This is a genomic window from Methyloligella sp. GL2 (assembly GCF_013341275.1).
Taxonomy (GTDB): domain Bacteria; phylum Pseudomonadota; class Alphaproteobacteria; order Rhizobiales; family Methyloligellaceae; genus Methyloligella.
The window spans coordinates 2497012-2509476 of sequence record NZ_CP054476.1; the positions used below are offsets into that span (position 1 = coordinate 2497012).

The window sequence follows — 12465 nt, forward strand, 5'->3', positions numbered from 1 at the left end:
CTAAAGAGCGCTCCTAGCCCGCAATTCTGAAGGCTGTCGATCTCCGGTCACGGCGAAGCTGACCGGTCGGAGCATTACCCCGCGCCTGATGCCCAAACGCGACGATATAAAATCCATCCTCGTTATCGGGGCTGGGCCGATCATTATCGGCCAGGCCTGCGAGTTCGATTATTCTGGCACACAAGCCTGCAAGGCCCTGAAAGAAGAGGGCTATCGGGTGATCCTGGTCAATTCCAATCCGGCCACGATCATGACCGATCCCGATGTGGCGGACGCCACCTATATCGAGCCAATCACGCCGGATTTCGTCGCCAAGATCATCGAGAAGGAGCGGCCCGATGCGGTGCTCCCCACCATGGGCGGCCAGACGGCGCTAAACACCGCGCTCAGCCTGCACCGCTCCGGGGCGCTGGAGCGCTATGGCGTGGAGATGATCGGCGCCCGGGCCGAAGCCATCGACAAGGCCGAGGACCGCGAGCTGTTCCGCGAGGCGATGAACAAGATCGGCCTGGAGACGCCGCGCTCGCGCCTGGCCGATGCGGCGGAGCTGAAGCGCGCCGACCGGGAAACCTATCAGGCCGAGCTCGACCGCATCGCTGGTCTCGACGCCAGCGCCGAGGAGAAGGCCGAGCTGCGCGACGCTTTCGAGAAAGAATGGGCGCAAGGCGATGCGGAGCGGCGGCGGCGCTATGTCGAGAAGGGGCTGATCGAAGCGCTGGAAGCGCTGATCGAAATCGGCCTGCCCGCCATTATCCGTCCCTCCTTCACCCTCGGCGGCACGGGCGGCGGCATCGCCTATAACCGCGAAGAGTTCCTGGAGATCATCGAGCGGGGGCTGGACGCCTCCCCGACCTGCGAAGTGCTGATCGAGGAATCGGTGCTCGGCTGGAAGGAATACGAGATGGAGGTCGTCCGGGATAAGGACGACAACTGCATCATCATCTGCTCGATCGAGAATATCGATCCGATGGGCGTGCATACGGGCGATTCGATCACCGTGGCGCCGGCGCTGACTCTGACCGACAAGGAATATCAGATCATGCGCAACGCCTCGATCGCGGTGTTGCGCGAGATCGGGGTGGAGACCGGCGGCTCCAATGTGCAGTTCGCGGTGAACCCGGAAGACGGGCGCCTGGTGGTCATCGAGATGAACCCGCGCGTGTCGCGCTCGTCCGCGCTCGCCTCCAAGGCGACGGGCTTCCCCATCGCCAAGGTCGCCGCCAAGCTGGCCATCGGCTACACGCTGGACGAGCTCGCAAACGACATCACCGGCGGGGCGACACCGGCCTCGTTCGAGCCAACCATCGATTACGTGGTGACTAAGATCCCACGCTTCGCCTTTGAAAAATTCTCCGGCTCCAAACCGGTCTTGACCACGGCGATGAAATCCGTCGGCGAAGCCATGGCCATCGGCCGTAGCTTCCCCGAATCCTTGCAAAAAGCGCTCCGCTCCATGGAGACCGGGCTGACCGGGCTGGACGAGTTCTGGTTCGAAGGCTTAGGCGAAGGCGACGACAAGAACGTGATCCGCGCCGCGCTCGGCACGCCGATGCCTGACCGCCTCTTGAAGGTGGCGCAGGCCATGCGCCTCGGCGTCGATGCGGAGACCATCTACGAATTCTGCAAGATCGACCCGTGGTTCCTGCGCCAGCTGCAGGACATCCTCTATTGGGAAGAGCGGGTGAAGCAGCACGGCCTGCCGACCAGCGCCGGCCAGATGCGCCAGCTGAAAGCCATGGGCTTCTCCGACGAGCGGCTGGCCAAGCTCACCGATAAGACCCCGGCGGAGGTCTACGAGGCGCGCACCGCCCTCGACGTGCACCCGGTCTATAAGCGGATCGACACCTGCGCGGCAGAGTTCGCCTCCCCCACCGCCTATATGTATTCGACCTACGAGGCCGATTTCGCCGGCACGGCCATGTGCGAGGCGCGTCCTTCCGACAAGCAGAAGGTGATCATCCTCGGCGGCGGGCCGAACCGTATCGGCCAAGGCATCGAGTTCGATTATTGCTGCTGCCACGCCGCCTTCACGCTCTCCGATGCCGGGTTCGAGACCATCATGGTCAACTGCAATCCGGAGACGGTCTCCACCGATTACGACACCTCCGACCGGCTGTATTTCGAGCCGCTGACGGAAGAGGACGTGCTGGAGATCATCGCCAAGGAGAAGACCAACGGCACGCTGAAAGGCGTCATCGTGCAGTTCGGCGGGCAGACGCCGCTGAAGCTCGCCGCGGCGCTGGAAGCGGCGGATGTGCCGATCCTCGGCACCTCGCCCGACGCCATCGACCTGGCCGAGGACCGCGACCGGTTCAAGGCGCTGATCGAGGAGCTGGGACTGGTTCAGCCGGTCAACGGCATTGCCCGCTCGGCCGAGCAAGCCGTCGAAATCGCACGGGAAATCGGCTTCCCGCTGGTGATCCGGCCGTCTTACGTGTTGGGCGGACGGGCGATGGAGATCGTGCGCGAGGAAGCCCAGCTGGAGCGCTATATCGCCGAGGCGGTGGTGGTCTCCGGCAAAAGCCCGGTGCTGATCGATACCTATTTGCGCGACGCCATCGAGGTGGATGTCGACTGCCTCTCCGACGGCAAGGACGTCTTCATCTGCGGGGTGATGGAGCATATCGAGGAGGCAGGCGTGCATTCGGGCGACAGCGCCTGCTCGCTGCCGCCGCACTCCTTGAGCGACGCCACCATCGCCGAGCTGGAGCGCCAGACCGAGATGCTGGCGCGCGCCCTCGGCGTGATCGGGCTGATGAATGTGCAATACGCCATCCAGGGCGATGAGATCTTCATCCTGGAGGTGAACCCGCGGGCGAGCCGCACGGTGCCCTTCGTCGCCAAGGTGATCGGCGTGCCGATCGCGGCGATCGCCGCCCAGGTGATGGCGGGCAAGCCGCTGGCCGATTTCGGGCTGCGCCCCCGCAAGCTGGAGCATATCGCGGTGAAAGAGGCCGTGTTCCCCTTCGCCCGCTTCCCCGGCGTCGATCCGGTGCTGGGGCCGGAGATGCGCTCCACCGGCGAGGTGATGGGTATCGACAAGGATTACGCCATCGCCTTCGCCAAGAGCCAGCTCGGCGGCGGCAGCAAGCTTCCCCTCGGCGGCACAGTGTTCGTCTCGATCAAGGATGCCGACAAGGCCAAGGTGGTGGCGCCGGTGCGCACGCTCGCCGAGATGGGCTTCCGGATTCTCGCCACGCGCGGCACGCAGCGCTTCCTCTCCGAGCAAGGCATTGCTTGCGAGCGGGTCAACAAGGTGCTGGAGGGCCGGCCGCATATCGTCGACGCGATGTCGAACGGCGAGGTGGATATGGTGTTCAACACCACGGAAGGGCAGCGCGCGCTGGCGGACAGCTTCTCCATCCGCCGGACGGCCTTGCTCTACCATATCCCCTATTATACAACTTTAGCCGGTGCGATGGCCGCGACAGAGGCCATCAAGGCACTCCGGGCCGGAAGTCTCGAAGTGGCGCCGTTGCAAGACTACGTAGCTGCGCGCCCGTAATCGGTCCGTTTTCTCGCTTTTCAAGCATCGTAGTCGCCAAGTTATTGGCGGGGCATGCAATTTGTGACTTTAATTTAGCGGTCCGGCAGCGGCCGGTCGGCTAAGGAGCAATTGGAATGGACAAGGTCCCGATGACCGCGGAAGGCTTCGCCGCACTTGAGGCGGAGATCAAGCACCTGAAGACCGTGGAGCGTCCGCGAATCATCAAGGCCATCGCCGAGGCGCGCGAGCATGGCGATCTCTCAGAGAACGCCGAGTATCATGCCGCCAAAGAGCAGCAAGGCATGACCGAAGCGCGTGTCGCCGACCTCGAAGACAAGCTCTCCCGCGCCGAAGTGATCGACATCTCCAAGCTCTCGGGCAATCAGGTGATGTTCGGGGCGACGGTGACGCTGATCGACGAGGATACCGAGGCGAAGGTCAAATACCGCATTGTCGGCGAGCTGGAAGCGGATGTGAAGGAGGGCAAGATCTCCATCACCTCGCCCATCGCGCGCGCCCTGCTCAACAAGAACAAGGGCGATGTCGTCGAGGTGTCTACGCCAGGGGGCGGCAAGTCCTACGAGATCGTCAAGGTCGAGTATAAGTAGCGGCCCGCGCCGGACGTGCTTCTCCCCACCCCTATTGCCATCGTTGTGTCGCAGCCGCCGCGTATGGCGGCGCGATGATGCATCGTCGCGAATTTCTGAACGCTGCAGTCGCGGCTGCGGTGCTGGGCGGTCTCGGCCCGGCACGGGCTGCGGCATCTGCCCTGACATCTGACGATGCCCTGAGTGCGCGGCTTGCCGAGATCGAAGCGGCGAGCGGCGGACGGCTGGGCGTTGCGGTGCTGGATACGGGTAGCGGCAGGCTGACGGCGCATCGCGGCGACGAGCGTTTTCCCATGTGCTCGACGTTCAAGCTGCTCGCCGTGGCGGCCGTGCTTCACAGGGTCGACGAAGGCGAGGAGTCGCTGGATCGCCAGATCCTGGTGCCGGCGGATGGCATCCAAGAATACGCCCCCGTCACCGAAAACCACGCCGGCGAGAAGATGACGCTCGATGCTTTGTGCGAAGCGGTGATGGCCTGGAGCGACAACACCGCGGCCAATCTCATTCTGACAAGTCTCGGCGGGCCGGAGGCGGCGACCGCCTATGTGCGCGCACTCGGCGACGACAAGACCCGGATCGACCGCTACGAGCCCGACGCCAATATCATCGCATCCGGCGATCCCCGCGATACCACCACGCCGATCGCCATGGTCCGCGATCTGAACCGGCTGGCGCTCGGCGATGCGCTGTCGGAAAAATCGCGCAAGCAGCTGACGGCGTGGCTGATCGCCAACGAGACCGGTAAGGACCGTTTGCGGGCCGGGTTGCCGGATGGCTGGCGCGCCGGGGATCGGACCGGCACGGGGCCGGATGGCACCAGCAACGATGTCGCGATTTGCTGGCCGCCGGACCGGCCGCCGCTTCTCATCGCCGCCTATCTGACGGCGAGCCCGGAAGACAGGCCTGCGCGGGATAGCGTTCTTGCCGCCGTCGGTAAGGCGGCCTCTGCGGGCTAAAGCCCGGCCGGCATGCCGCTCTCCATCTCCGCCCGCAAAGCCGCCGCCGCGCCCTGCAAGGCCGGCGCTTCGGCGCCGATGACATAGATCGGGATCGGCTTCAGCAGCTTGTCGCGCATGCGGCCCTTGGCTTCGAAATAGTGGCGGAACTTGCCCTGGCGCAGGAAGTCCAGAATGCGCAAGGAGACGCCGCCGCCGAGATAGACGCCGCCGCGGGCGCCCAGCATCATCGCCATATCGCCGGCGAAACTGCCGAGCCAGGCGATGAAATGCTCCAGCGTCTCGACCGCGATGGGATCGCTATTGTCGCTCGCGCGGGCGACGATATCGCGGGCGTGCAGCGATGTGGGTTCGGCGCCGCGCTCCTCGGCGACATAGCGGTAAAGATCGCAAAGCCCGGGACCGGACAGGATACGCTCGGCGGAGAGATGCTCGCGGTTTGCCATCATGCGGGAAAGCAGCGGGATCTGATCGGTATGGGCCGGCGCCAGATTGATATGGCCGCCCTCGCCCGGCACCGCGATCCAGCCCGTTTCCGACCAGACCAGGCTCGCCGCGCCAAGGCCGGTGCCGGGGCCCAGCACCACCTTGGTGCCGCGCTCCAGCGGCTCCTCGCCGCCGATCTGGCTCAGATCCACCGGATCGAGATGGGGTAGCGATAGGGCCAGCGCCTCGAAATCGTTGAGCACCAGGAGACCTTCGAGCCCGGCCTCGGCGCAGAAATCGCGCCGGCTGAACGACCAGGGCGAATTGGTGAATTCCACGCTCTCGCCGGTGACCGGGGCGGCGACGGCAAAGGCGCCGTAATGCGGGGCCTGCGGCAGCTCGGCGAGATAGAGCGCGGCGGCCTCCGCCAGATTGCCGTGCTCGGCGCAGCTGAAGGTGCGGAAATTGGAAATCTCCAGCGTCTCCAGATGCGCCAGGGCAAAGCGCGCATTGGTGCCGCCGATATCGGCGACCAGCGCTTGGGCCTCGGCCCGCGGTGCGGTTTCTCCAATCTGATCCACGGTACTCCTGGTCCTCCCTTCCGAAAACGCCACGCCTGGGGCGCCCGGTTTGTTCCGCCCTCTCCTAACATCGAATTTTGAATGATGGGAAACGGGTGCTTTTCGCCTCCCGCCCTGTCATAAGGCGTTCAGGAGGCGCGCGCAGCATCTACGCCTCCTATATGATGGTTTTCCAAGGATCATTGGGAGTTTGCCGTTGAGCCCCGCGGTTGCGGGGATCAAAATCGTGCAAGCGCCGAAGAACAGGCAGACGACTTGGTAGAAGACTTGGCAATTGGGAGCGGCCGCCGCAATTCATGATCGACAAGCTCGAATTCATCATCGCCCTGGCCCGTGAGCGCCATTTCGGCCATGCGGCCGAGGCGTGCGGGGTCAGTCAGCCCACCTTGTCCGCCGGCATCAAGCAGCTGGAGGACGTGCTCGGCGTGCTTCTGGTGCAGCGCGGCTCGCGCTTCCAGGGGCTGACGCCGGAAGGCGAGCGGGTGCTCGACTGGGCACGGCGCATCGTCTCCGACACCCGCGCCATGCGGCAGGAGATCGAATCCCTGAAGCACGGGCTAACCGGGCATATCCGCATCGCCTCGATCCCGACGGCGCTGGCCATGGTGGCGATGATCACCACGCCATACCGGGCGCGGCATCCCGATGTCAGCTTCACGGTGCTGACCCGCAACTCCATCGAGGTTCTCGGCATGATGGAGAATCTGGAGATCGATGCCGGGCTGACCTATCTGGACAACGAACCGCTCGGTCGGGTGAAGACCTACCCGCTCTATAGCGAGCATTACCGGCTGCTGATCTCGGCCCAGCACGAGCTCGGCCAGCGTCAGACGGTGACCTGGGAAGAGGTCGGCAAGGTGCCGCTTTGCCTGCTCACGCCCGACATGCAGCACCGGCGAATCATCGAGGGCCTGCTGCGCTCCTCCGGATCGGAGGTGGCGCCGACGCTGGAATCGGATTCCATCATCTCGCTGTTCGCCCATGTGCGGACCGGGCAATGGGCCAGCGTGATGCCGGCAAAATTGGCGGAAGCGTTGGGATTGAAGGGGACGGTGAACACCATCCCCATCGTCGACCCGGAGGTGACCCATACGGTCGGCCTGGTGGTGCCGCATCGCGATCCGCTGACTCCCCTGATCAGCGCGCTGGTTTCGGAGGCACAGCAGCTGGCGCCCTTGCTCAATAGCGACAGCGTCGACATGGAGGCGATGCTCAGACAAATCTGAGGATCGAAAAAATATTCTTGAGAAATCCTCATGGATGCAGGTGGGGATTTGGCAACCAGAGGGACGTCAAACGGCGTTTTCCCCTTCCGCGAACCCAATTTTACCGAATGAAGACAATGCCTTAGCATTAGGCAGCCGGCGGCGCGAAACCGCGACAAGCCGTCGCGAACGATAGGCAAATCCTATCGGTCGATAGGCTAGCTTTGTTGATTCTAAAGGGGTTTCTCGCCATCTTTCAGAGACGTTCTAGGGAGCGGCTCTGTATGCACAATTATGAATCATTCAGCGCCGAACGCGCTGAGCAAATCATCAGTCGGCACAAAGACCGTAAAGGCGCCACGTTGCCGATCTTGCATGATTTGCAGGAAACCTTCGGCTGTGTGCCGGACGAAGCTGTGGTGATGATCGCCGAGACGCTGAATCTGTCTCGGGCCGAGGTCCATGGCTGCGTTACCTTCTATCACGACTTTCGCAAAAAGGTTCCGGGACGGCGGATTCTCAAGGTCTGCCGGGCGGAATCCTGCCAGGCGGCCGGCGGCAATGCGCTGATCGCCCGGGCCGAGGAGCGTCTCGGCATCGGCATGGGCGAGACCACCGCCGATGGCAGCGTCACGCTCGAACCGGTCTACTGCCTGGGGCTCTGCCACAGCTCGCCGGCGGCGATGCTCGACGACAAGGTCTATGCCATGCTGGACGAGGCCAAGATCGACGCCATCGTCTCGGAGGCAGACCGATGAGCACGCGAATCTTCATTCCCCGCGACGCCGGCTCGCTGGCTTTGGGCGCCGACGAGGTGGCCAAGGCCGTCGCCAAGCGCGCGCAGAAAGACGGCATCGACATTGAGATCGTGCGCAACGGCTCGCGCGGCATGTTCTGGCTGGAGCCTCTGGTCGAGGTCGAGACGCCCGAGGGCCGCATCGGTTACGGCCCGGTGCAGGAGTCCGATGTCGACAGCCTGTTCGAGGCAAATTTCTTCGAGGCCGGCGATCATCCGCTGAAGCTCGGCCTGGTGGAAGAAATTCCGTTCTTCAAACGTCAGACCCGGCTCACCTTCGCCCGGGTCGGCATCACCGATCCCCGCTCCATCGAGGACTACAAAGCCCATGGCGGCTATGTCGGCCTGAAGAAGGCCATCGAGATGGGGCAGGAAGCCATCATCGAGGAGATCACCACCTCCGGGCTTCGCGGCCGCGGCGGTGCGGGCTTCCCCACCGGCATCAAGTGGAACACGGTGTATCAGGCGCAATCGCCGGAAAAATACATCGTCTGCAATGCCGACGAGGGCGATAGCGGCACCTTCGCCGACCGCATGCTGATGGAAGGCGATCCCCTGATGCTGATCGAGGGGATGACCATCGCCGGCATCGCGGTGGGCGCCACCTACGGCTACGTCTATATCCGCTCCGAATATCCGCATGCGGTCGAAGCGATGAATGCGGCGATCGAGGCGGCACGCGAGGCGGGCACGCTCGGCGACAACATTCTCGGCTCCGGCTTCAGCTACGACATGGAAGTCCGGGTCGGCGCCGGCGCCTATGTCTGCGGCGAAGAGACCTCGCTGCTGGACAGCGTCGAGGGCAAGCGCGGCGAGGTCCGCGCCAAGCCGCCGCTTCCGGCCCATGTCGGCCTGTTCGGCAAGCCGACCATCATCAACAACGTGCTGTCGCTTTCCGCCGTGCCGCACATCATCGCCGATGGCGGCTCTCACTATCAGGAGTTCGGCGTCGGGCGCTCCCGCGGCACGATGCCGATCCAGCTTGCCGGCAACATCAAGCATGGCGGGCTTTACGAGACCGCGTTCGGCATCACGCTCGGCGAGCTGGTGAACGATATCGGCGGCGGTACGCGTTCGGGCAAGGAGGTCCGCGCGGTTCAGGTGGGTGGCCCGCTCGGCGCTTATCTGCACCCGTCCCAGTTCCAATTGCCGTTCGGCTACGAAGAATTCTCCGCCGAGGATGCTCTGATCGGCCATGGCGGCATCGTGGTGTTCGACGAGACCGTCGACATGGCCAAGATGGCACGCTTCGCCATGGAGTTCTGCGCCGTAGAGTCTTGCGGCAAGTGCACGCCATGCCGGATCGGCTCCAGCCGCGGCGTGGAGCTGCTCGACAAGATCATGGCCGGCGAGAACAGGCAGGCGAACCTCGCTGTGCTCGAGGATCTCTGCGACACGATGAAATTTGGATCCCTTTGCGCGCTCGGTGGGTTCACCCCCTACCCCGTGATGAGCGCGCTAACCCATTTCCCGGAAGATTTCGGCGCCGAGCCTAAGCGCCTGGAAGCTGCCGAGTGAGATTGAACACGAGATTCTGAGATGAGGAAGCTGTCATGTCGCTGATTGAAGAAATCGACTACGGCACACCGCGCTCCAAATCGGAGACCATGGTGACGCTGACCATCGACGGCAAAGAGGTCACGGTGCCCGAAGGCACCTCGGTGATGCGGGCCGCGATGGAAGCCGGCACCGAGATCCCGAAGCTGTGCGCCACCGATATGCTGGAATCGTTCGGCTCCTGCCGGCTCTGTCTGATCGAGATCGAGGGCCGCAACGGCACGCCGGCCTCCTGCACCACGCTGGTCGCCGAGGGCATGGCGGTTCACACCCAAACCGAGCGGCTGAAGCGCTTACGCAAGGGCGTGATGGAGCTCTACATCTCCGAGCATCCGCTGGACTGCCTGACCTGCTCGGCGAACGGCGATTGCGAGCTGCAGGATATGTCCGGCGCGGTGGGCCTGCGCGAGGTGCGCTACGGCTATGACGGCAAGAAGCATCCCAATCCGGGGATCGATGCGTCCAACCCGTACTTCACCTACGAGCCGTCCAAATGCATCGTCTGCTCGCGCTGCGTGCGGGCTTGCGAGGAGGTGCAGGGCACCTTCGCGCTGACCATCGCCGGCCGCGGCTTCGACTCTGTGGTTTCACCCTCGATGCAGGAACCTTTCATGGAGTCCGAATGCGTCTCCTGCGGCGCCTGTGTCCAGGCCTGCCCGACGGCGACGCTGAACGAAAAATCGGTGATCGATATCGGCACGCCGGAGCATTCGGTGGTGACGACCTGCGCCTATTGCGGCGTCGGCTGCACCTTCAAGGCGGAGATGCGTGGCGAGGAAGTCGTGCGCATGCTGCCCTATAAGGACGGCAAGGCCAATCGCGGCCATTCCTGCGTCAAGGGCCGTTTCGCCTGGGGCTATGCCAGCCATAAGGACCGCATCACCACACCGATGATCCGCGAGAACATCAACGATCCGTGGCGCGAGGTGTCTTGGGAAGAAGCCATCCAGTTCGCCGCCGACAAGTTCAAGGCAATTCAGGCCAAGCACGGCCGGAGCTCGATCGGCGGCATCACCTCGTCGCGCTGCACCAACGAGGAGACCTTCCTGGTGCAGAAGCTGGTGCGCGCGGCTTTCGGCAACAACAATGTCGACACCTGCGCCCGGGTCTGCCACTCGCCGACCGGCTACGGTCTGAACACGACCTACGGCACCTCGGCGGGCACGCAGGATTTCGACTCCATCGAATATTCCGACGTGGTGCTGGTGATCGGCGCCAACCCGACCGACGGCCATCCGGTTTTCGGCAGCCGCATGAAGAAGCGTCTGCGCGAAGGCGCCAAGCTGATCGTCGCCGATCCGCGCCAGATCGATCTGGTGCGCAGCCCCCATGTGGAGGCCGACTTCCATATGCAGCTCAAGCCCGGCACCAATGTCGCGCTGCTCACCTCGCTCGCTCATGTGGTGGTGACCGAGGGGCTGGTGAACGAAGACTTCGTGCGCGAGCGCTGCGACTGGGACGAGTTCCAGGATTGGGCCGCTTTCGCCGCCGAGGAGCGCAACAGCCCCGAGGCGATGGAGAAATATACCGGCGTTCCGGCCGAGACGGTACGCGGCGCGGCCCGGCTTTATGCCACCGGCGGCAATGCGGCGATCTATTACGGCCTCGGCGTCACCGAGCACAGCCAGGGCTCGACCACGGTGATGGCCATCGCCAATCTCGCCATGGCCACCGGCAATATCGGGCGCGAAGGCGTCGGCGTGAACCCGCTGCGTGGCCAGAACAACGTGCAGGGCTCCTGCGATATGGGCTCCTTCCCGCACGAGTTCCCCGGCTACCGCCACGTTTCCACCGACACGGTGCGCGAGACCTTCGAATCCATGTGGGGCCGCGAGCTCGACTCCGAGCCGGGCCTGCGCATTCCGAACATGATGGATGCCGCCATCGACGGCAGCTTCAAGGGGATGTACATCCAGGGCGAGGACATTCTGCAGTCCGATCCCGACACCAAGCATATGATCGCCGGCCTCTCCGCCATGGAGTGCGTGGTGGTGCAGGATCTGTTCCTGGTGGAGACGGCGGATTTCGCTCATGTCTTCCTGCCGGGCTCGACCTTCCTGGAGAAGAACGGCACCTTCACCAATGCTGAGCGCCGCATTCAGCCGGTGCGCAAGGTGATGGCGCCGAAGAACGGCTATGAGGACTGGGAGATCACCCAGATGCTCGCCAATGCGATGGGCTATCCGATGCATTACGAGCACCCGTCCGAGATCATGGACGAGATCGCGGCGCTGACGCCGAAATTCGCCGGTGTCACCTTCAAGAAGCTGGACGAGGAAGGCTCGATCCAGTGGCCCTGCAACGAAGAGGCGCCGAACGGCACGCCGGTCATGCATGTGGACGGGTTCGTGCGCGGCAAGGGCAAGTTCGTGGTCACCGAATACGTGCCGACGGACGAGAAGAGCGGCCCCCGCTTCCCGCTGCTGCTCACCACCGGACGTATCCTGTCGCAGTACAATGTGGGCGCGCAGACGCGCCGCACGGCGAACTCCGAATGGCATCCGGAAGACCTGTTGGAGATCCATCCCTTCGACGCCGAGACTCGCGGCATCCGCGACGGCGACTGGGTGAAGCTCTCTAGCCGCTCCGGCGAGACGGCGCTGCGGGCGCAGGTCTCCGAGCGCATGGCGCCGGGCGTGGTCTACACCACCTTCCACCATCCGAAGACCCAGGCCAATGTGGTCACCACCGACTTCTCCGACTGGGCGACCAACTGCCCGGAATACAAGGTGACGGCCGTGCAGGTGATGCCGTCCAACGGCCCGACCGAGTGGCAGGAGGAGTATGACGAGTTCAGCCGCAAGTCGCGCCGGATCGAAGAAGCGCCGACGGTCGTCGCGGCGGAGTAA

8 protein-coding genes are annotated in these 12465 nt (G+C 64.0%); 7 read left to right on the top strand and 1 reads right to left on the bottom strand.

The window, feature by feature from the left end:
• Positions 1-88 precede the first annotated feature (88 nt).
• The 3 genes from carB (at position 89) to bla (ending at position 5051) form a co-directional block, all read left to right on the top strand.
• A complete protein-coding gene (gene carB / locus HT051_RS11700) occupies positions 89-3505 on the top strand; it encodes a carbamoyl-phosphate synthase large subunit (RefSeq protein ID WP_174542193.1) in 3417 nt (1138 codons plus the stop codon).
• A gap of 116 nt (positions 3506-3621) precedes the next feature.
• Entirely contained in the window at positions 3622-4095 is a 474-nt protein-coding gene (gene greA, locus HT051_RS11705; RefSeq protein WP_174542194.1) for a transcription elongation factor GreA, read from the top strand.
• Positions 4096-4169: 74 nt separating this feature from the next.
• Entirely contained in the window at positions 4170-5051 is an 882-nt protein-coding gene (gene bla, locus HT051_RS11710; protein ID WP_174542195.1) for a class A beta-lactamase, read from the top strand.
• On the opposite strand, the gene glk is transcribed toward bla, so the two are convergent.
• Positions 5048-6058: a glucokinase gene (glk, locus tag HT051_RS11715; protein WP_208454313.1), complete on the bottom strand. Its 1011-nt coding sequence runs from the start codon at positions 6056-6058 to the stop codon at positions 5048-5050. The two genes, bla and glk, sit on opposite strands and share 4 nt — an antisense overlap.
• A 296-nt stretch (positions 6059-6354) precedes the next feature.
• On the opposite strand from glk, the gene HT051_RS11720 reads away from it, so the two are divergent.
• From HT051_RS11720 to fdhF, 4 genes are all read left to right on the top strand, one after another.
• Positions 6355-7284 carry a LysR family transcriptional regulator gene (locus tag HT051_RS11720; RefSeq protein WP_174542196.1) on the top strand — a complete coding sequence of 310 codons (930 nt, stop codon included), beginning with the start codon at positions 6355-6357 and terminating at the stop codon, positions 7282-7284.
• Positions 7285-7547: 263 nt separating this feature from the next.
• Positions 7548-8021, top strand: coding sequence for a formate dehydrogenase subunit gamma (locus HT051_RS11725; RefSeq protein WP_174542197.1), 474 nt, complete (start codon positions 7548-7550; stop codon positions 8019-8021).
• Positions 8018-9577: an NADH-quinone oxidoreductase subunit NuoF gene (locus HT051_RS11730; RefSeq protein ID WP_174542198.1), complete on the top strand. Its 1560-nt coding sequence runs from the start codon at positions 8018-8020 to the stop codon at positions 9575-9577. The genes HT051_RS11725 and HT051_RS11730 overlap by 4 nt, the downstream gene beginning before the upstream one ends.
• Positions 9578-9612: 35 nt before the next feature.
• Entirely contained in the window at positions 9613-12465 is a 2853-nt protein-coding gene (gene fdhF / locus HT051_RS11735) for a formate dehydrogenase subunit alpha (RefSeq protein ID WP_174542199.1), read from the top strand.

Coding starts and splice junctions, on each gene's coding strand:
- carB (WP_174542193.1), top strand. CDS start 89: ATGCCCAAACGCGACGATATAAAATCCATCCTCGTTATCGGGGCTGGG.
- greA (WP_174542194.1), top strand. CDS start 3,622: ATGGACAAGGTCCCGATGACCGCGGAAGGCTTCGCCGCACTTGAGGCG.
- bla (WP_174542195.1), top strand. CDS start 4,170: ATGATGCATCGTCGCGAATTTCTGAACGCTGCAGTCGCGGCTGCGGTG.
- HT051_RS11720 (WP_174542196.1), top strand. CDS start 6,355: ATGATCGACAAGCTCGAATTCATCATCGCCCTGGCCCGTGAGCGCCAT.
- HT051_RS11725 (WP_174542197.1), top strand. CDS start 7,548: ATGCACAATTATGAATCATTCAGCGCCGAACGCGCTGAGCAAATCATC.
- HT051_RS11730 (WP_174542198.1), top strand. CDS start 8,018: ATGAGCACGCGAATCTTCATTCCCCGCGACGCCGGCTCGCTGGCTTTG.
- fdhF (WP_174542199.1), top strand. CDS start 9,613: ATGTCGCTGATTGAAGAAATCGACTACGGCACACCGCGCTCCAAATCG.